The sequence below is a fragment of the Actinospineispora spinosispora DSM 44797 genome, assembly GCF_000429025.1.
GTDB classification, from domain to species: domain Bacteria; phylum Actinomycetota; class Actinomycetes; order Mycobacteriales; family Pseudonocardiaceae; genus Pseudonocardia; species Pseudonocardia spinosispora.
In genome coordinates, this window is the sequence record NZ_AUBB01000028.1 from 32,092 (window position 1) to 52,299 (window position 20,208).

General features: G+C 66.6%; 18 protein-coding genes. 14 read left to right on the top strand and 4 right to left on the bottom strand.

The genetic code is table 11. The features are described 5' to 3' along the window. Positions 1–971: 971 nt before the first annotated feature. From G406_RS56790 to G406_RS0114070, 3 genes are all read left to right on the top strand, one after another. On the top strand, positions 972–2,732 hold the full coding sequence (locus G406_RS56790; RefSeq protein ID WP_156934861.1) for a hypothetical protein: 1,761 nt from the start codon (positions 972–974) through the stop codon (positions 2,730–2,732). A gap of 2 nt (positions 2,733–2,734) precedes the next feature. Further along, complete coding sequence (locus G406_RS56795) at positions 2,735–3,106, top strand: DUF6188 family protein (RefSeq protein ID WP_156934862.1); 372 nt, start codon at positions 2,735–2,737, stop codon at positions 3,104–3,106. 74 nt (positions 3,107–3,180) lie between these two features. Then, entirely contained in the window at positions 3,181–3,546 is a 366-nt protein-coding gene (locus tag G406_RS0114070) for a hypothetical protein (RefSeq protein ID WP_028934348.1), read from the top strand. Positions 3,547–3,627: 81 nt separating this feature from the next. Here G406_RS0114070 and G406_RS0114075 read toward each other — a convergent pair whose 3' ends face one another. Then, the gene (locus G406_RS0114075) at positions 3,628–5,457 is read right to left on the bottom strand and encodes a sigma-54-dependent Fis family transcriptional regulator (protein ID WP_051342096.1); all 1,830 of its coding nucleotides are present in this window, start codon (positions 5,455–5,457) and stop codon (positions 3,628–3,630) included. A 207-nt stretch (positions 5,458–5,664) separates the two neighbouring features. Here G406_RS0114075 and G406_RS0114080 point away from each other — a divergent pair, with 207 nt between their 5' ends. From G406_RS0114080 to groL, 6 genes are all read left to right on the top strand, one after another. Next, positions 5,665–7,317, top strand: a complete 1,653-nt coding sequence (locus G406_RS0114080; protein WP_156934864.1) for a ferritin family protein — start codon at positions 5,665–5,667, stop codon at positions 7,315–7,317. 140 nt (positions 7,318–7,457) lie between these two features. Further along, positions 7,458–8,504 (top strand): FAD-binding oxidoreductase, encoded by a 1,047-nt coding sequence (locus tag G406_RS0114085; RefSeq protein ID WP_028934351.1) that lies wholly within the window; start codon positions 7,458–7,460, stop codon positions 8,502–8,504. Between the two features lie 28 nt (positions 8,505–8,532). Then, entirely contained in the window at positions 8,533–9,723 is a 1,191-nt protein-coding gene (locus G406_RS0114090; RefSeq protein ID WP_028934352.1) for a ferritin family protein, read from the top strand. Then, positions 9,720–10,067, top strand: coding sequence for a propane 2-monooxygenase effector subunit MimD (gene mimD, locus G406_RS0114095; protein WP_028934353.1), 348 nt, complete (start codon positions 9,720–9,722; stop codon positions 10,065–10,067). The genes G406_RS0114090 and mimD overlap by 4 nt, the downstream gene beginning before the upstream one ends. Positions 10,068–10,223: 156 nt before the next feature. Further along, a complete protein-coding gene (locus G406_RS0114100) occupies positions 10,224–11,252 on the top strand; it encodes an NAD(P)-dependent alcohol dehydrogenase (RefSeq protein ID WP_028934354.1) in 1,029 nt (342 codons plus the stop codon). A 12-nt stretch (positions 11,253–11,264) separates the two neighbouring features. After that, positions 11,265–12,956, top strand: a complete 1,692-nt coding sequence (gene groL / locus G406_RS0114105) for a chaperonin GroEL (RefSeq protein WP_028934355.1) — start codon at positions 11,265–11,267, stop codon at positions 12,954–12,956. 270 nt (positions 12,957–13,226) lie between these two features. On the opposite strand, the gene G406_RS55620 is transcribed toward groL, so the two are convergent. Both G406_RS55620 and G406_RS0114115 read right to left on the bottom strand, forming a co-directional pair. Continuing rightward, positions 13,227–13,403, bottom strand: coding sequence for a DUF397 domain-containing protein (locus tag G406_RS55620; RefSeq protein WP_084216046.1), 177 nt, complete (start codon positions 13,401–13,403; stop codon positions 13,227–13,229). A gap of 24 nt (positions 13,404–13,427) precedes the next feature. After that, entirely contained in the window at positions 13,428–14,273 is an 846-nt protein-coding gene (locus G406_RS0114115; protein WP_037076566.1) for a helix-turn-helix domain-containing protein, read from the bottom strand. Between the two features lie 134 nt (positions 14,274–14,407). Between G406_RS0114115 and G406_RS0114120 the strand changes: the two genes are divergently transcribed. From G406_RS0114120 to G406_RS46765, 4 genes are all read left to right on the top strand, one after another. After that, complete coding sequence (locus G406_RS0114120) at positions 14,408–14,635, top strand: hypothetical protein (RefSeq protein ID WP_028934357.1); 228 nt, start codon at positions 14,408–14,410, stop codon at positions 14,633–14,635. A 75-nt stretch (positions 14,636–14,710) separates the two neighbouring features. Next, positions 14,711–15,403, top strand: coding sequence for a metal-dependent transcriptional regulator (locus tag G406_RS0114125; protein WP_028934358.1), 693 nt, complete (start codon positions 14,711–14,713; stop codon positions 15,401–15,403). A gap of 49 nt (positions 15,404–15,452) precedes the next feature. Beyond that, the gene (locus G406_RS0114130) at positions 15,453–16,718 is read left to right on the top strand and encodes an Nramp family divalent metal transporter (protein WP_037076568.1); all 1,266 of its coding nucleotides are present in this window, start codon (positions 15,453–15,455) and stop codon (positions 16,716–16,718) included. Positions 16,719–16,926: 208 nt separating this feature from the next. Beyond that, positions 16,927–18,273, top strand: coding sequence for an MFS transporter (locus G406_RS46765; RefSeq protein WP_051342079.1), 1,347 nt, complete (start codon positions 16,927–16,929; stop codon positions 18,271–18,273). Between the two features lie 59 nt (positions 18,274–18,332). On the opposite strand, the gene G406_RS0114140 is transcribed toward G406_RS46765, so the two are convergent. Next, entirely contained in the window at positions 18,333–19,004 is a 672-nt protein-coding gene (locus G406_RS0114140) for a hypothetical protein (RefSeq protein WP_051342080.1), read from the bottom strand. Positions 19,005–19,057: 53 nt separating this feature from the next. Here G406_RS0114140 and G406_RS0114145 point away from each other — a divergent pair, with 53 nt between their 5' ends. Continuing rightward, positions 19,058–20,191 carry an MFS transporter gene (locus tag G406_RS0114145; protein ID WP_245607115.1) on the top strand — a complete coding sequence of 378 codons (1,134 nt, stop codon included), beginning with the start codon at positions 19,058–19,060 and terminating at the stop codon, positions 20,189–20,191. Positions 20,192–20,208: the final 17 nt, after the last annotated feature.

Sequence of the window (20,208 nt, forward strand, 5' to 3'; positions counted from 1 at the left end):
AGGAAGATTCTGTAGTCGCGGATCCGGCAGAAGGTGGTTGCCCGTACACCCGCGAGGAGTTGGGTGCTTCTGCATCGATGGTTAGGAGAGCTGTTCGCCGCCATGATCGAAGTCAAGGTGCCTCCCTTTCGCACGGCGGCGATCTTATTCGACGAGCCAAAGGCGAGATATCCCATCTCGAAGTGGCTTCACGCCTCTTGCGCCGCGACTCCGGAGGCTCCCGAGAGCTCGACCGCCCGGTATCTCGTCGAGGTTCAGCGCTTTTTCGGTGGAGCTGCCCCAAGGGCGATGATAGGTGGTGTCTTCCAGGTCGACAGTGGAGATGGTGTCCGATATCGAGTCGGTATTGGCGATCCCGTCTTCGTCGCGGATGAGGCTCGGCGTTCTTGTCCCAGTGGGCTGTGGAGTCAATCTTTCGCGCCAGGGTTACCGGCAGAGTACGCGCAAGCGGTGTGTGATGGCATAGTAGGACATGAGGGTCGGCTTCTTCCCACAGGTGAATTAATCGTGGACCGAGCTGGCTTCGACGTCGCTGAGTCGTCTAGCATGGTATTTCGACAAGCTGCCGAATTGCTAAGAGTGGCCGTAGCTTCTTCGTTGCAAGGTGCTGATGTCAAAGCTGAGGTGCGAGCGTCTATGGAAAATTGGTGAGAGTTACAGGAGTGGCTCAGCGAGGGGCTGACTGTGAGGGGCGTGGCTCAGAAGCCATCGCCCTATGTTTGGTTGGAGAAGCGAGGTGGATTGGCCTACGGATCTGACGGTCGACGGCCCGTGCGATGACGTTAGTTACATTCACTCTGGCCAATTGAGCCCGAATGGATGAAATGCACTGGCGATGGTCCAGGCGGTGGGATGATGATTCCGTAGTCGCGGATCTTGCGGTATATGGTTGCATCGCAGCACTGCGTTTCGAATGAGTACGTGCCCGTGTCACAGGGGGAGTGGTGTCGGTGAGTAAACGGTGTGCCGGTGTGGCGGCCAAGCTCGCTGTGCTGGTGGTGTCGCTGGCGACCGCGGTGCAGGGACCTGTGTCGATCGGACACGCGACTGACCCGGGGTCGGTTCGGGTCCAGCTGGTCGCGTCGCTGGCTCCTGCCGCTCCCGGGGATGGCCCCGGCGCCAATGGCGGACAGGCCGATCCGGTGCCGAAGCCCAAGGGAGGCTCCGCGTCGGACGCGAAATCGTCCTCCGGGCCGGAGGTGAAGAAGGACGAGCCGAAAACAACTCCGGCGACGGACAAGGACCCCGGAAGCGGCAACGTAGGCACTCAACCGGAGGGCGCGAACCCGCCGAAGACGGAGCCCACCCAGAACACGGGCGGCACACGACCCACGCAGGCGCCGGCAGCGGTCCCGAGTACCGCGCCTCAGTCTGGGGCGCCGCCCCCGAACTCCGCGCCCACCAGCAACGTCGCCCATGCACCGCAGCCTCCGCCGCAGTCAGCGCCATCCGCTGCGTCGGTCGCGCCGCCGCCACAGGAACCGAATGCGACACCGACCGGCACGGTCCCCGGCCAGCCCTCGACCGATCCGCTGGTGGCGAAGGCCGGGCAGCGACTGCCCGACGGACAGCAGGTACTGGGAGTCTCTCCGAAGCCTCTGGATCCGGAAACGGCCAAGGTACTGAGTGGGCTGCCCAAGGACCGGCCCACGGACCTGTCGTCCACGAAGGTCGACGGGCCAGCCCGCAACGCCTTGGTACTTGCCGAGGACGGGAACGTCGGCAAGGTCAACTCGATGATCGACAAGCTCGGCGGGCCCAACGCCGAGGTACGCCAGACGCCGCTGGTGCTGCAGGACAAGGACGGCAACACCGGCTCGGCCACGCTGTTCACCCTCAAGGGCGCCGACGGCAAGGACTACATCGTCGACGGCCAGGGCGCGAAGTACTCCGGGATGCAGGACTACCTGGAGAACAACCAGCTCTCCGAAGACTGGACCATGGTCCGTCCGGCGAACCCGGGTGCCGACGGTCCGCAGGACCTGGTGACGGGCGCGGCCCACGTGGTGTCCGACGGCGAGAAGACCGCGAGGGCGATCGATGGGGTCGCCGGTCCGCTGGCCGCCGCCGGTGACGGGCTGGTGCTCGGCGCCGGCGCGGTGACGGCACTCAGCGGCGGCACTGCCGCTCCCGGGACAGTTCCCGCCGCGGCCGTGGGCGAGACCATGTCCATCATCGGTGGCGGCTGGTCGAGCGCTCGCGTCCTGAACCAGATGGTCAACGACGTGGAGCACGGTCGCGACGTCGACCCAGAACAGCTCATGGACCTCGTCAGCTCCGCCGCGGTACCAGGTGCCGGAAAGCGACTGCTGCGACATACCGAAAGTAGCGCGCCTGACTTGCCCAAGGGGCCACTCGCGCATGATCCAAAGTCTGCGGCGCCGTCGAGTCAACAGACACCTGTTACGGCCGCGCCAAACCCGTCTGCTAGCAGACTGAACACAGGCGCGGGCGGCGTGCCACCCGCTGGAGTCAAGCCTGGCTGGCAATCACGACCAGCGGATAATGGTAAAGGGACCGTCTATCAAGATCCTGCTCGTGCTGGAGTGGACAATGGAAATCAGGTCCGTGTGATGGACCCAGGTGCTGACCGACGCTATCCTGATGGATACGTTCGTTTCTACAATAAGAATAATCAGCCAGTGGGTCTTGATGGAAAGCCGGGAAATAACGCGCACACTCATATCCCGCAGAGGTCTGACGGTTCTTACGATCTCCCGCAGGGGTGGTAGTCGTGGAGATAGAACTGCGTGGCGAGTCCATTAGTAAGGTTCAGGCGGACTACACCCTGTACCTGTACGTCACTGGGGGTTTTGGCATATCAATTGAGTCTGAGTTCGTGTTAGTGGGCAGTGAAGAGAAATTCAGTTTAGCCCCAGGCAACTTCGAAGCTGGAGGGCATATATCAAGCCTGGTGGGAGTTCCAATAGCTGCTTGTTCAGTCGACGAAGTGCGTGGGGGTCTGTGTGTCGAGTTTGTGAACGGCAGTACCATCGTCGTAGCGGCTGACGACGAGTACGAGTCCTGGAACTTGACTGGGCCACAGGGGCTACGGATCGTCTGCATGCCGGGAGGTGAACTCGCATTCTGGTCTTCCACCGCTTAAATGGAAGCCGCTGTGCGAGATTCCAAGTATAGAGTTTTACCGCGATAGCTTCCCAATAGATTCGGAGTGGCTCGATGAGCTTGTACGAGGTCAAGAGCAAGCGGGGTGTTCTGCTGTCCGTTCTGCTCGTCCTCCTGGCGATCGTTCAGGCCTGGGTGATCTACCGGGGTCTGGTCGTGTGGAACCTGCTCGTCAGCCACGGCAGAGATGGCTGGGTACTCCCGCTGGTCGGCGCAGCCCTCGCCGCGCTCGCCCTCGTCGCGATTGTCGGTGTCTGGTTCTGGCGACGCTGGGCCGTGTACCTCTTGGCCGTGGTTGTGGTGATCGGGGTCGTGTCCGACGCGTGGTTCGGACTCGCTTCGTTCGCCTTGTTGATCAGGCTGGTCCTGCTCGGTCTTCTCGCCTGGCTGATTCGCTCGCGATGGCGGTCATTTCGGTAGCTGTGACTCCGGGTGAGACTCATCTGGACTGGAAGAAACCGGTATTCCCTGACGGCGGTTCAATCATTGCTGGAGCGCTGTTCACTTCGACGGCGGGACGACGATTCCGTAGTCGCGGATCTTGCGGTAGATGGTTGCTCGGGACATGCCCAGGTGGCGGGCCGCCTCGGCGCGGTTGCCGTCCGTGCCCTTGAGGCACGAGATGATCGCGTCGCACTCGATGGATTCCAGCGGGGTCAGGACTCGGCGGGCGGTGGCCTGGACCTCGGCTGGCAGGTCGGCGAGGGTGATGGTGCCGGTTCGGCGGAGGGCGACGATTTTGCGGATGATGCGGTAGAGCTGTTCGACGTTGCCGGGCCAGCGGTTGCGCATCAGGACACGCATCGCGTCGGGGCCGCAGCGCAGGCTTGCGCCTCGGGTGAGGCGGGAGATCAGCTGGGGGACCAGCTCGCGGACGTCGTCGAGGTGGTGGCGCAGCGGCGGGACCACCACCGAGCCGGGGAACCTGCTGACCAGAGCTTCCAACGCGCCGTGGACGGGGCCGGTGCCGGTTCTGATGGCGACGACCCATTGGTTGCTGTTCGGGCCGAACAGGGACAGCAGGTCGGCCAGGTCGGTGAGGACCTGCTCCGGCAGCTGGTCCACGTGGCGCAGGATGATCGTGCCCTCGCCGGCGGTCAGCTCCTCGCTCACCGACTCTAGCCACGACGCGGGGTCTTCCATCGTTGCGGCGTCGAACAGGCGCAGGTGTGCCGCGGGGGTGTTCGCCAGGTGCGTCGCGCGGGCCACCGCGAGCTTGCCGACGCCGGGTTCGCCCTCCAGCAGCAGCCACTCCTTGGACCGGAAATGTGTCTGTACCTCCTGGCAGCATCTGGTCCACAGCGCGCCGCTGCCCACGATTCCGGGCAGTGGGGCCGCCGCGGTCAGCAACGGCACCGCGGGTGACCCAGCCGTGGGAGGCGCGAACAGGTAGACCTGCAGCACACCACCGATGACCGAGCCGTCCGACCAGCTCGGTTTGCAGTGCACGCGTGCCGCCGCGCCGGTCGGTAGCGGCACGCTGAACTGGACGGGCTTGCCGGAGCTGAGCGCGTCCGAGGCCATGCCGAGCAGCGTCGTCTGGTCGCGTGGGTCGATGAGCTGGCGCGCGGCGTCGTTCATCATCACCAGGTCGTTGCTGATCGCCAGCACGGGGCCCCGGTTGCGTTGGCACGTCGCCAGGTAGTCCTGCAGCAGGGCCAGCTCGCGGCGACCGGTGTGCTCAAGCAGTGCTTCCTCGATGCGCCTGGCGATCGTCGAGACCGCCGCGACCATCATGTGGTTGGCGTCCGCGCGCCAGCACGTCAGGTCGACGACGCCGAGGACCTTTCCGCTGGTCGGATGGTGGATCGGGGCGCCGGCGCAGGCCAGCTCCTCCAGGTTCTCCACATAGTGCTCGTGCCCGAACACCTGGGCCGGGCCGCGGCCCTCCAGCGCGGTGCCGATGCCGTTCGTGCCGACGAACTCCTCCGCGTAGGAGAACCCGGGCGCCAGCGACACCCGGTCCAGGTGGTGGCGCAGGCGGGAGTCGTGTGTGCGCCGGTCCAGGACCACACCCTCGGCGTCGGTGAGGATCAACGACACGGGCTCGCCGGAGAACTGGTTGTCGGTCTCGGCGAGGATCGAACCGGCACTGTGGGTCAGCGATGACGAGCGTTCCGGATTGGGCGCGAACGGCAGCTCGAAGTGGTCCGCCGAGACACGGTAGTCCCGGGACCGGACCCAGGACGCCAGGATCGGTTCACGCACGATGCCGGGCTCGACGTCGGAGAAGTTCAGGAAACACTCGCGAGCATGCGCCAGCGCCCTGCTGTGCGCCGGTCGTGCGGTCGGTCGGTATCCGGGCCGTGGTGGTGTGGACGCGTCTGCCAAGCCGGGTTGCCTCCTCGCCAGCTTCGTCGGTGACGTGATGAACGCGCTTGAGTTCACGTCGAGGGCAACCAGCTCGACGCTACTCCGGCGATGTGACCAACGGTAGAGGTCAGAAGCAGCCTCTCAGTGTCTCATGTTGAGACCACGAGCCTCCCCGTCGCCCGGTGTGATCCGTAGCACGGCAACAAAAACGGGTGAGGAGTGACCATGAGTCGCCAGAGCGTGGCAAAGGCTCACCAGAAGATTCAGGAGCTCTCCTGGGAACCGATGTACCACACCCCGTACCAGAAGTACGGGACCGATTACACGTTCCAGAAGGCCCAGAAGAAGGACCCGCTCAAGCAGGTCCTTCGATCCTATTTCCCCATGCAGGAGGAAAAGGATCACCGGGTCTACGGTGCGCAGGACGGCGCCATCCGGGGAAACATGTTCCGGCAGGTGCAGGAACGGTGGTTGGAATGGCAGAAGCTGTTCCTCTCGATCATTCCTTTGCCTGAAATTTCAGCTGCGCGTTCGATGCCGATGCTCTTCCACACGGTGCCGAACCCGGAGCTGCACAACGGGCAAGCCATCCAGATGATCGACGAGGTCCGGCACAGCACCATCCAGCAGAACCTCAAGCGCCTGTACATGAACAACTACATCGACCCGGCAGGCTTCAACTCCAGCCTGCGCAACTTCCACAACGACTACTGCGGCACCATCGGCAGGCAGTTCGCGGAAGGCTTCATCACCGGTGACGCGATCACCGCGGCCAGCATCTACCTGACGATCGTGGCCGAGACCGCGTTCACCAACACGCTCTTCGTCGCCATGCCGGCGGAGGCGGCCGCGAACGGTGACTATCTGCTTCCGACGGTGTTCCACTCGGTGCAGTCCGACGAGTCGCGGCACATCTCCAACGGTTACGCGACGCTGCTGATGGCATTGTCCGACGAGGGCAACCACCAGCTGCTGGAACGCGATCTCCGGTACGCCTGGTGGAACAACCACGCCGTGGTCGACGCCGCTATCGGAACGTTCATCGAGTACGGCACGAAGGACCGCCGCAAGGAACGCGAGTCCTATGCGGAGATGTGGCGTCGGTGGATTTACGACGACTACTACCGCAGCTACCTGGTGCCCCTGGAGAAGTACGGTCTGGTCATTCCGCACGATTTGATCGAGGAAGCCTGGAACCGTATCTGGAACAAGGGCTACGTGCACGAGGTCGCGCAGTTCTTCGCCACCGGCTGGCTCGCCAACTACTGGCGGATCGACGCGATGACCGACGAAGACTTCGAATGGTTCGAATACAAGTATCCGGGCTGGTACGACAAGTACGGCGCATGGTGGGAGAACTACAGCCGCCTCGCCACGCCGAACGGGCATCACCCGATCGTCGCGGAGAACGTCGACTACGTGTACCCGAACCGGTGCTGGACCTGCATGGTTCCCTGCCTGATCCGGGAGGACATCGCGACCGCCGAGGTCGACGGTGTGCACCGGACCTACTGCAGCGAGCCGTGCAAGTGGACCGACGTCACCGCGTTCCGGCCGACCTACCAGGGCCGGGAGACGCCGAACATGGGCAGGCTCGTCGGGCAGCGTGAGTGGGAGACGCTGTACCACGGCTGGAACTGGGCCGACGTCGTCGAGGACATGGGATTCGTGCGGGACGACGGCAAGACGATGGTCGCCCAGCCGCACCTGAACCTCGACCCGAAGAAGATGTGGACCACCGACCACCTGCGTCGCATGGGTCCGCTGCAGAGCCCGAACGTCCTCTTCAACGAGATGACCGACGAGCAACGCACCGCCTTCATCGACGACTACCGCCGCCAAGGCCCAGCCGGCCGTCCGGCCCCGGCCACCCCGTGAGTGATGAGTGGTTCCACCGCGAAGCGGCGCCGAAGGCGTAGCTCTCCTTGCCACTCACGACACGCTTTTCGTCGTGAGTGGCAAGGAGAGCTATGGGACCACTCAGCACTCACGAGCCCGACGACGAAGGAGGAGGGCAGATGAAGCACGTGGTCAGGTTCGAGCCGGTCGGCGTGGAGATCGAGGTCGATGAAGATCAGACGATCCTGCGGGGCGCCGCCGAGCAGGGCGTCATGCTCATGCACGGCTGCAAGGAAGGGCAGTGCGCCGCGTGCAAGTCGTTTGTCCTCGACGGCGAGCTCGACGACATCGATCACGACAAGTACTCGACCTTCGCGCTGCCGGACTACGAGAAGGACGAGGGCTACACGCTGCTCTGCCGGGCACACGCCTACGCGGACCTGACGATCGAGCTGCTCAACTACGACGAGGAGATGATCAGGTCAGGGTTGCCGATCGTGGATGCCACCGCCGAAGTGGTGTCCAACGACGCGGTGACGCACGACATGCGTCATCTGGTGCTGCGCCTGAAGGAGCCCACCGAGGTCAAGTTCTTCCCGGGGCAGTACGTCGACATCGTGGTACCCGGCACCGAGGAACACCGCTCGTTCTCGATGGCCAACACCTCCAGCAGGGAGAGCGGGCTGCTGGAGTTCGTCATCAAGATCTATCCGGACGGGCTGTTCTCCCAGTTCATGCAGGACAAGCTCAAGGTCGGTGACGAGCTGGCGCTGAGCGGGCCGTTCGGGGTGTTCACGCTGCGGGAGAGCCACGACAGCCCGCTGGTGTTCGTCGGCGGCGGGGCGGGGATGGCACCGATCCTGTCGCTGCTGCGGTCGATGGCGGAACGCGGCATCACCCGCAGGGCCCGGTTCTATTACGGCGCTCGGACCAGGGCCGACCTGTGCTTCGAAGAGGAGCTTCGCGGACTCGAAGCACAGCTGGCGGACTTCCGGTACGTGCCGGCCCTGTCCGAACCCACGGATGCCTGCGCGTGGGAGGGCGAGACCGGGCTGATCACCGACGTGGTCAAACGGCTGGAGAGCGACTGCACCGGGCGGGACGCCTACGTCTGCGGGCCGCCGCCGATGGTGGAGGCGGCGATGCCGCTGCTCGCCGGGCTCGGCGTCGACGAAGCACGGATCTACTTCGACAAGTTCACCACCACCGGCGAGACCGGGCAGTGACAACTCAGGTAGCGAGGAGAACGGACAGATGACCACCACGGAGGAACCTGCCGTCACACGCAGTGTGCCGAAGGTCCAGCACACCGACGCCGAGGCGGGCGCGAAGGAGTTCCCGGACTCGAACGCGCGCCGGTACAACTACTTCTCGCCGCAGAAGCGCAAGCAGACGCACTACGAGGACGTCACCGTCGAGGTCCAGCCGGACCCGAGGCACTACCTGTCCCAGGGCTGGATCTACGGATTCGCCGACGGCTCCCGGGGCTACCCGCTGACCTGGACGAAGCTCAAGGCGTGGGGCGTCGACGAGCCGGAGCCGGTGCGCGGCATCGGCACCGGTGGCGGCGGCAAGGACCTGGTGTGGCCCGCGCACGGCTGGCACGAGTTCCGCGATCCCAACGAAGAGTGGGAGATGACCTTCTACCGGTACGGCGCGAACGTCGTCCGGCAGGTCAACCAGAACATCGAGAACGCGAAGCAGGCCAAGGCGTTCGAGCAGTGGAACCCGAACTGGATCCGGTTCGTGGAGAGCCACGTCGGCGCGTGGATGCACGTCGAGCACGTCCTCGGGTTGTACGTGTTCAGCCACGCCAACCGCTCCGGCCCGACGAACATGCACAACACCGCGATCGCGGTGAACGGCATGCACAAGATCCGGTTCGCCCAGGACCTCGCGCTGTACAACCTGACGCTGACCGAGGAGATCGACGGGTTCGACGGTGCCGCGCACCTGGAGGCGTGGAACGCCGACCCGACCTGGCAGGCCACCCGCAAGGTCGTCGAGGCGCTGACCGCGATCGAGGACGACTGGGGCGAGTCGATGTTCGCCGCGAACATCGTGTTCGAGCCGCTGGTCGGTGAGCTGTTCCGCAGCGGGCTGGTCCAGCAGGCCGCTGCGGGCAACGGCGACTTCATCACCCCGACCGTGGTGGGCGCGGGTGAGTACGACTACTCGCAGCGTGACCTGCGGATGAGCATCGCGATGTTCGCGCCGAGGGTCAGCGACAAGGAGTTCGCCGGGCACAACACGGAGATCATGAACGGCTGGCTCGCCAAGTGGGTGCCGCTGTGCCTGGACGCGGCCCGCACAATGCAGCCGCTGTGGTCGCTCACCGACTTCAAACCGCCCCGGTTCGAGGACGCGCTCGACCGGGCCAAGAACCGGTTCACCGGAATCCTGTCCGAGCTGGGCCTCGACGCACCGAAGGAGCTGGCGCAGTGACCGCGTTCAAGACAGACAGAACAGCATCGAACATGTGCGGCTTCACCCTGATGAACAACCAGGTGGGAGCGGTCATCGCGGAGGTGCTGCGGCCGCTGGAGAACGTCACGGTGAGCCCGCTGCCCTCGATGATCCGGGTGGACGCCACGGGCCGGTTCGACCTGGTCTACGCCGAGGTCGACGAGGCGGCAGGCGAGGAGGAGGGCTGGTTCGACGCGGCCGAGTTCGAGGAGAACATGTCGACCCACTACGGGCGCATGATCCACGAGGACGACCGCACGATCATGTTCGCCAACCCGGAGGACGCGGCCGAGTACATCGGCTTCGACCTGCAGGCCCGCTGACTCCCGTGAGTGGCAATGGGCCCTACCCCGAAGGGGCGCCGAAGGCGTAGCAACCCTCGGCACTCACGACACGCTTTTCGTCGTGAGTGCCGAGGGTTGCTATAGGACCCATTGCCACTCACGGGTACTAGACGCAACCACAGGGAGGAGCGCCAGTTGAAGGCCGTAAGGCTGCACGCATACCACGAGCCGCCACGGATCGAGGACGTCGAGGAACCCACGATCGAGGGTCCGCTCGACGTGATCGTGAAGATCGGCGGGGCCGGCGTGTGCCGCACCGACCTGCACATCATCGAGGGCCAGTGGGCCGACGCGATGGGGCCACGGCTGCCTTACACGATCGGCCACGAGAACGCGGGCTGGGTGCACGAGGTCGGTCCTGGCGTGACCAACGTGGCGCCCGGCGACACGGTGATCCTGCATCCGCAGCCGAGCTGCGGGCTGTGCCTCGCCTGCCGGTCGGGCCGGGACATGCAGTGCGCCGACGCGTTCTTCCCCGGCCTGTCCGACAACGACGGCGGAATGGCCGAGTACCTGCGCACCAGCGCGCGAGCGTGCGTCAAGCTCGACCCGAGCACGAAGCCAGCGGACGTCGCAGCGCTCGCGGACGCCGGAATCACGGCCTATCACGCGGTCCGCAAAGCGGTCCCGCAGCTGTATCCGGGCACCACCGCGGTCGTGCAGGGCGCGGGCGGGCTCGGCCACATCGGCATCCAGACCCTCGCCGCACTGACTGCGACGAAGATCGTCGTGGTCGACCGCAACCCCGAGGCGCTGGCGCTGGCGAAGGAGATCGGCGCCGACGAGACGGTACTGGCCGACGGCACCCACATCGACGCCGTCAAGGACCTGACCGGCGGAGACGGCGCGAACGTTGTGTTCGACTTCGTCGCCGAGCAGGGCGCGGAGAACGACGCGTGGGCGATGACCGCGCCCGCCGGCTACCAGTACGTCATCGGCTACGGCGGCGAGTTCCGGGCGCCGACGCTCGACTTCGTCGCGGGCGAGAAGAACGTCATCGGCAACATCGTCGGCACCTACAACGACCTCGTCGAGCTCATGGTCCTCGCGCAAGCAGGCAAGGTCACGCTGCACACGAAGCAGTACCCGCTGGACAGCGCACTGGAAGCGCTGAACGACCTAGACAACGGCCGGGTCCGCGGCCGAGCGATCCTCGTCCCGTAGGGGGAGACACACATGGCCAAGGAACTCCGTTTCGACGAAGAAGCCCGTGTCCTGCTGCAGGCCGGTGTCGACAAACTGGCTGACGCGGTCAAGTCCACGCTCGGCCCGAAGGGCCGCAACGTCATCCTGGAGAAGATCACCGGGAGCCCGGTGGTCACCAACGACGGTGTGACGATCGCGCGCGAGATCCACCTGAAGGATCCGTTCGAGAACATGGGCGCGCAGCTGGTCAAGGAAGCGGCGATCAAGACCAACGACGTCGTCGGTGACGGCACCACGACGGCCACGGTCATCGCGCAGGCGATCATCCGCGAAGGCATGAAGGCGATCGGGACCGGCGGCAACCCGGTGCTGGTCAAGCGGGGTATCGACCTCGCGGTGGGCACGCTCGTGCGGCGGCTGCAGGAGGTCGCCCACGAGGTTGCGACCGAGGAGGACTTCGCGCACGTCGCGGGCATCTCGGCGAACGACGACCCGATGGTCGGCACGGTCATCGCCCGCGCGCTGCACACCGTCGGCGAGACCGGGATCGTGACCGTCGAGGAGTCCGCGCAGCACGGCATGAGTGTCGACTTCGTCGAGGGCTTCGAGTTCGACAACGGCTTCATCTCGCCCTACCTGGTGACCGACCCCGGCAGGCTCGAAGCGGTCCTGGAGGACCCGTACATCCTGCTGACCAACGAGAAGATCACCCAGGTCCAGCAGCTGATGCCGGTGCTCGACAAGATCATGCGCGACCCGAGGCCGCTGCTGATCATCGCGGAGAACGTCGAGGGAACCGCGCTGAGCATGCTGGTGCACAACCACGTGAACCGGACGTTCCAGGCGTGCGCGGTGCGCGCGCCCGGCTTCGGTGACCGGCGGCTGCACAAGCTGGAGGACATCGCGGCGATCACCGGTGGCAAGGTGCTGAGCAAGCACGCCAGCTTCACACTGCAGACGATGACGCTGGAACACCTCGGCCGCGCGGAACGGGTTCTGGTGACCGACAACAGCACCGCGATCGTCGGCGGCGCCGGTTCGACCGACGACCTGGCGTTCCGGGTCACCCAGCTGAACTCCGAGCGCAACCGTGCGCAGTACGGCATCGACGAGGACGTGCTCGCCGAACGGATCGGCGCGCTGACCGGCAAGATCGCGGTCATCCGGGTCGGGGCGCCGACGCCGGCCGAGCTGAAGGAGCTGCAGCACCGGGTGGAGGACGCGCTGTCCGCGTGCCGCGCCGCCATGGCGGAGGGCATCGTCGCCGGTGGCGGGGCCGCGTTGGTCCACGCCGAACAGGCTCTGGATGCGCTGGAGCTGACCGGGGACTACGCGATCGGCGCGGACATCGTCCGCAGGGCGCTCACCGAACCGGCGTACCTGATCGCCACCAACGCCGGCTACTCCGGTCAGGAAGTGGTGGCGAAGATGCAGGCCATGGACGTCGACGAGGGATTCGACGCCCTCGAAGGCCGCTACGGCAACATGCTGGAGATGGGCATCATCGACCCGCTGCGGGTGGCCCGCTCCGCACTGCAGAACGGCGCCTCGGTCGCCGGCCTGCTGCTCACGACGAACTCGCTGATCGCGGAGGAACAAACCCCCTGGGGTGGCAGCGCGTCCCTGATGACCGAGTTCGGCCCGCTGGACGAGGGCCTGAAGCAACCCTCACCCGACTCCAGCACCCCGCAGTCCCTCGGCCTCGGCCCAGCCGTCGGCTGATCCCCTTACCCACCTCCCGCGGTGGCACGAATGTGGCTTTAGGGACGTTCAACGTCCCTAAAGCCACATTCGTGCCGTTGGGGGTGCGGGGTGGGCGGCGTCTGCGCCTGCGCATGGGGGGACGGCGAGCTGCGGCGCCGACGCCGAACCGCCGTGGCCCGCGGTCCTTGGTGGCACCAGCAGTCACACTGGCAGCGCCTCGCAGAGCCTGATGTTGCGTCGCAGACACTGCAGCGTCTGCGACGCGACATCACGCTCTGCGAAGTGGTGTCAGTGGCGGTCAGCGGTGGCGAGGAAGGTCTGCCACTGGGTGGCGGTGAAGGTCAGGATCGGGCTGGTGTCGCCGATCTTGCTGTCGCGCAGGAGCACCGTGCCGTCCGGTCGGACCGCCACCTCGACGCAGGCCTCGTTGTCGTCGCTGTGGCTGCTCTTGAACCAGGTCAGCAAGGGACCGGCCTCCTCGGCGCATCGTCATGAGACCGCCTTGGCGGCCTCCATGATGATACGTCGGGAATCCTCCGGGCTGGCTGCTGCCGCACGCAAGCGGTCGAACGCGACCAGCGCGCGTCGCTGGTCTCGGGGCTCTTCCACCTCGTGGACCGAGCTGATCCCGCCGCTGAACACCAGCGGGTCGCCCGCTTCGAAGTGCAGGATCATGAAGGTAGTACCCATCGGCGGGCGCTCCGTGGCCGTGAACGGCAGGATCTGCACGTCGATGTTCGGACGCTCGGACTGATCGACCAGGTGCAGCAGCTGGGCCTGCATGATGTCGGGGCTGCCTACCTGACGGAGTAGCGCGCCCTCGCTCAGCACGGTCCAGAGCCTGAGCGGCTTGTCTCCTCGGCGGAGCGCGGCCTGGCGTTGCTGGCGCAGCTCGACTCGCTGTTCGAGCTGGTCCTCGGTGTCCTCGCGGGCCGACTGGCGCATGATCGCCCTGGTGTACGGCGGGGTCTGGAGCAGGCCGCAGATCAGTTCCAGCTGGAACTCGTGTACCTCGGTGGCGGAGGCCTCGAACGGGATGTAGTTGTTGCCGAGGACGTTGCGGTAGGGCTCCCACCAGCCCGGGGTCCTGGCCTGTCTCACCAGTTCCACCAGCGCATCGGCCACTCCCGGTTCGGCATCGAGCATGTCGCAGAGAAAACGCACGTCCCGGCCGAGGATGGGGCCCTCGCCGTTCTCCACCCGGCTCAGCTTCGCGATCGACCACTCCATCGCGGTCGCGACATCGGACAGGGTGCGGCCGGCCTCGGAACGCAGCCGACGTAGCTCCAGGCCGACCCGGCGCTGGGCCACGGAGTTCTTCAGTGGTGGTGGCATCGCGGGCAAGCATGCCCGAGAACCTCTAGATCACACAAATAATCGTTCACAATCGCACACGTTTTGGAATTTGCGGATCTTGTGCAACTCTATATCAAGCCGTCGAAGGGACGGCCTGGTCACTGGGGGGATCCATGAGCACGCCGGCCGAGATTCAGCGTGGTGTCGCGGAGTTGCTGGCCGAGCACCATCCGGACACCTGGCGGTATCTGTTGGCCAAGCACATGCCGGATGAGACGGGACACTGTCAGGGATGTCGGACGTCGTCCCGGGGTGCGCCGCTGTCGCCGTGCAACCTCTGGGTCGTCGCGGAGATGGCCCAGTGGATCGCCTCCGGCGCTCGGGTGAGGCCTTTCGACTGATCACTTGCCCTCGTTGGGCGTGACGTTGGTGAACCTCGCATCGATTCGATCCGGTGTTCGCCTAGGCTGAGCTGTGTGAAATCCGAGTCCGAACAGCGGTACTCGGCGGCGATCGAGGACTATCTCAAGGTGATCTACGCGTTCGAGGAACGCGAAGACGGTGAGATCACCACCTCCCGGCTGGCCGAGCGAATGGGCGTGTCCGCGTCCTCGGTGTCGGGCATGGTGCGCAAACTGTGCGAGCTGGAGCTCCTCGAACACCCCAAGTACGGCAACATCGCGTTCACCGACACCGGGCGCGGCGTCGCTCTGGGCGTGGTGCGGCGGCACCGGCTGATCGAGCTGTACCTGGTCTCGGCGCTGGGCTACGGCTGGGACGAGGTGCACGACGAGGCCGAGGTACTCGAACACGCCGTCTCCGACCGCATGCTGGACCGCATCTCGGAGCGGCTCGGCAACCCCCGGGTCGACCCGCACGGCGACCCGATCCCGAGCAAGGACGGCAGGCTCGAACCCTGGGACGCGCAGCGGCTGTCGACCGTCGAGCCCGGTCTCGGCGGGCAGTTCGTCAGGGTCGACGACGTCGATCCCGGCATGCTGCGGCACCTGACCTCGGAGGACATCAGCCTCGGTGAGCGTCTCGAGGTTCTGGAGCGCGCGCCGTACGGTGGCTCGTTCGTCGTGCGGGTCGGCATCGAGCCGCACTGCCGGACCCGGCAGCTCGGGCCGGAGCTGGTCGAGGCGATGTGGGTCCGTATCGATGCCTGAGTGGCCCACCTAACCTTGTTGTTCGCCGCTCCGCATCTTAAAGTTAGGCATGGCGAAACCGGCGATCGACGCGGAGCCGAGTGCACTGACCCAGATTCGTGCGCGCGGTCGCGTACGCGGGCCCGTGGCACTGCTCGGCCCGGCGTTCGTCGCGGCCGTCGCCTACGTCGACCCCGGCAACTTCGCCACCAACTTCACCGCCGGCGCCCAGTTCGGCTACACCCTGGTCTGGGTCATCGTGCTGGCCAACCTGATGGCGATGCTGGTGCAGTACCTGTCCGCGAAGACCGGCGTCGCCACCGGTAAGGACCTGCCCGAGCTGTGCCGCGAACACTTCCCCCGCCCGGTGTCCCGGGGCCTGTGGGTGCAGGCGGAGCTCATCGCGATGGCCACCGACCTCGCCGAGTTCGTCGGCGCCGCGGTCGGGCTGAACCTGCTGTTCGGCGTGCCGCTCTTCCCCGCCGGGCTGATCACCGCCGTCGTCGCGTTCGCCATCCTGGCCCTCGAACAGCGTGGCTACCGGCGCTTCGAGCTGGCGATCGTCGCGCTGCTCGCGCTCGTGTTCTTCGGTTTCCTGTATGACCTGCTGACGGTCGGCACCTCGGTCAGCGGCGTCGTGTCCGGCCTGGTGCCGAGCTTCTCCGGCAGTCAGAGCGTCGTGCTGGCCGCCGGGATCATCGGCGCCACGGTCATGCCGCACGTCGTCTACCTGCACTCGGCGCTCACGAAGAACCGGGTGGCCACGCGCAACGATGCCGAACGCCGCGAGGTGATGCGCTACCAGCGGTTCGACGTGTTCGTCGGGCTCGGCATGGCCGGCCTGATCAACCTGTCGATGCTGGCCATCGCCGCGTCGCTGTTCCACGCCGGCGGGCACACCGAGGTCGACTCGATCGAAGCCGCGCACGCCGGCCTCGGTCAGCTCATCGGCGGCGGTGCCGCACTGGCGTTCGCGATCGCGCTGCTGGCCAGCGGGCTCTCCTCGTCGAGCGTCGGGACCTACGCGGGCCAGGTCGTCATGCAGGGCTTCATCCGCCGCCGCATCCCGCTCTACCTGCGCCGCGGGCTGACGATGCTGCCCGCGCTCGTCGTGCTCGGCCTCGGGCTGCCGACCACCGACAGCCTGATCGTGTCGCAGGTCGTGCTGTCGTTCGGCATCCCGTTCGCGCTGGTGCCGATGGTCCTGCTGACCCGTCGCCGCGACGTCATGGGCGCACTGGTCAACCGTCCGATCACGACGTTCGCGGCATGGGTGATCGCGGCGCTCATCATCGCGCTGAACGTCTACCTGATCGGCGACACGATCTTCGGCTGAGCTCGGCGCCTCTTCGGATTCCCGGGCGTGACGAAACGCTTGCGCAACGTTGTCGACAATCAGCGGTGTCGATTGTTTACAATGTTCTCACTTAGCGAGAACCTGCAGGTAGCGGCCCCATTTACCCTGTTCACGTGCATGGTCAGCGGTTGCGGTCACCCGTTCGAGGCCCTACCGTCCCCGGGAAACAGGGGAGAGGGACCACAACATGAGCACACCAGAGGCGGCGGGCACGGCGACGGAAGTCGACGAAGCCACAGTACGTAAGGCGGTCGGTGCGGCCGCGATGGGAAATCTCGTCGAGTGGTTCGACTACGGGATTTACAGCTATGTGGCGGTGTACATCGCCAGCCAGTTCTTCCCGGGTGGCGACCCTGAAAAGAACCTGGTGCTGTCGCTCGCGCTGTTCGCGGTGGCGTACCTGGTGCGGCCGATCGGCGGCACGATCCTCGGTCCGCTCGGCGACCGGATCGGTCGCAAGAAGGTCCTGTCGCTGACGATCATCGTGATGTCCGGCGCCAGCTTCCTGATGGGCCTGCTGCCGAACTTCCCGACGGTCGGCTGGCTCGCACCGATCCTGCTGGTGGTCCTGCGCCTGGTGCAGGGCTTCGCCACGGGCGGCGAGTACGGCGGCGCCGCCGCGTTCATCGCCGAGTACGCGCCGGACAAGCGGCGCGGCTTCTACTGCAGCTTCCTCGAGCTCGGCACCACCGGCGGGTTCGTGCTCGCGGCCGGCCTGGTCACCGCGATGCAGGTCGTGCTGCCGCACGACGACATGAACTCCTGGGGCTGGCGCATCCCGTTCCTGATCGCCGGGCCGCTCGGCCTCATCGGCCTGTACCTGCGGAACAAGCTGGAGGACACCCCGGCCTTCCAGCAGCTGGAGCAGGAAGCGCACGTCGCCGAGTCGCCGCTGAAGGAGCTGCTGGTCAAGCACTGGCGCCCGATCGTCCGGTGCTTCATCCTGGTGCTCTTCTACAACGTCGCCGTGTATGCGGTCATGTTCTACATGCCGTCCTACCTGGAGGTGACGCTCAAGATCCCGGCGACCCAGGCGCTGCTGTACATCCTGGCGATGATGGTGGCGATCATGATCGTGATCATCCCGGTGGGTGCCCTGTCCGACCGGATCGGCCGGAAGCCGATCATCGTGACCGGCTGCGTCGGGTTCATCCTGCTGTCCTACCCCGCCTACCTGCTCATGGGCCAGGGAACGTTCGGTGGCACGGTCGGCGGTCTGGTGATCCTGGCGGCGCTGCTGGTGATGCTGCTCGGCACCATGTCGGCGACGCTGCCCGCGCTGTTCGACACCGACGTCCGGTACGGCGGGTTCTCGATCGGCTACAACCTCTCGACGTCGATCTTCGGTGGCACCGCGCCGGCGATCATGTCGGGTCTGGTGGTCAGCCTGAACTCGCCCGCGCTGCCCGGCGTCTACATCGCCGTGGCCGCGGTGATCTCGCTGCTCGGCGTGCTGTCGATCAAGGAGAGCGCCGGTAAGCCGCTCCCGGGGTCCTCGGCGAACGTGCTGAAGGAGAAGTCCGCGGCGGCCTGAGCCGCACGACCTGCTCCGGGCCTCGTCGATCCTGTCGGCGGGGCCCGGAGTCGTTTTCGTCAGCGGTCCGGTTCGTCGGTGAGCAGGCCGTCGGAGTCCGCCGGTTCGCCGCGCAGCTCACGCGCGGTGAGCTGGTCGACGTCCGTGCAGCGGACCGGGACACCGTCGACCAGCAGGGGCAGACGGATCGAGGTCTGCCCGAGGTAGGTGTGCGGGCGGTCGACCACTGCGCCATCCTCGGTTCGCACCGTGCCGGAGCGCAGCCGGGCCAGGCGGTAGCGGATACCCCGGCCCTCGCAGCGGTCGAGCACCGCGAGCTGGTCCGGGGTCGCCAGCCAGAGGGAATGCCGTTCCCTGGTGCCGGGCATGGCGGCGAGTGTGGCCGGGCGTTGACCGTCGCGGACCCGAAAACCCGAAGCCCAGACCGCCGCCACGTCCTCGACGACGACGGTCAGCACCACCACCGGACCGGACAGCCCGAGGGACTCCCGCAGCCAGGTGATCTTCGAGGGGCAGCGGTTCGAACCGTAGGCCAGCACCGGCAGCCGCCCGGCCACGGGAACGGCGTCGCGGGCGGCGAGCCACTCGTCGAGACCGTCCGGCCCGGTGCGCCAGCCCGACTCGCGGTGCCGCAGCGGATACCCGACTCCGTCGAGGTGGACGAACGAACAGTCCGGCACCGCGCCCGGGTACGGATCCGCGGGAAACGTGGCATCGGGGAAGGGGCGCACCCGGATAACGTAGGCAAACGATGACTGGACTGCGGAGTGCACCGTTCCGACTGATGCTCGGGTTGTCCGTGCTGGCCTTCGGGGGGTACTCGTTACTGCTGTCCGTCGTCCCGCTGTGGGCCGCGCGCGGCGGGGCGGGCGCGGCGGGTTCCGGCGCGAGCACCGGCGTGTTCATGCTGCTCACCGTGCTGACCCAGCTGGTCGTGCCGTGGTTGCTGAACCGGGTGGGACACGGCTGGGTGCTGGTCGTCGGCATGGTGCTGATGGGTGCGCCGACGCCGGGGCTCGCGTTGTCGCCCGAGCTGGTGCCGGTGCTGCTCATCTCGGCGGTGCGGGGGATCGGGTTCGGGTTGCTCACCGTGTCCGGCAGTGCGCTGGTCGCCGAGCTCGTGACGCCGGCCGAGCACGGCCGCGCGTCGGCGCGCTACGGGCTGGCGATCGGGTTGCCGCAGCTGTTCCTGCTGCCGGTCGGGGTGGCGCTGGTCGAGCGGGTCGGGTTCAGCGCGGTGCTGATCGCCGGTGCGTCGCCGCTGCTCGGGCTGCTGGTGATGCCGTTCCTGCGGGTGCCCGCGCCGTCGGCGACCGCGCCGGTCCTCGCGCCCGACGAGCTCGTCCCGGCCGGGTCGTGGGTGCGCGCGGCCGTGCCTCCCGTGCTGGCGCTGACCAGCTGTTCGCTCGCGCAGGGCGGGGTGGTCACGTTCGTTCCGCTGGCGGCGGCCGGACCGGGGGTCGCGGTGCCGATCGCGCTGTTCGGCATGTCCGGCGGTGCCGTACTGGGTCGGTTGCTGTGCGGTGAGCTGGTCGATCGGCGTGGGCTGGGCGGTCGGCTGCTGCGGCCGGGGGTGCTGTGTGTGCTGGCGGGCATGCTCGTGGTGATGTTCGCCGCCGGGCAGCCGGGTGGGCTCGCCGGGACGGCGCAGGCGCTGGGCGCGGTGCTGGTCGGCGTGGGTTTCGGTCTGGTGCAGAACGACTCGATGGTCACCCTGTTCGCGGCCGCCGGTCGTCGCCGGTACGGCACCGCGAGCGCCTGGTGGAACATCGCCTACGACGGCGGTACCGGCATCGGCGCGGTGGGCCTGGGTGTGGTGGCGGAGCTGGCCGGCTACCGTGCGGCCTTCGGCACCTCGGCGCTGATCCTGCTGCTGACCGCAACCCTGGCCCTGCGCCCCCGCCGTCCCCAATCCTGACCCCGCGCACCGCGTCG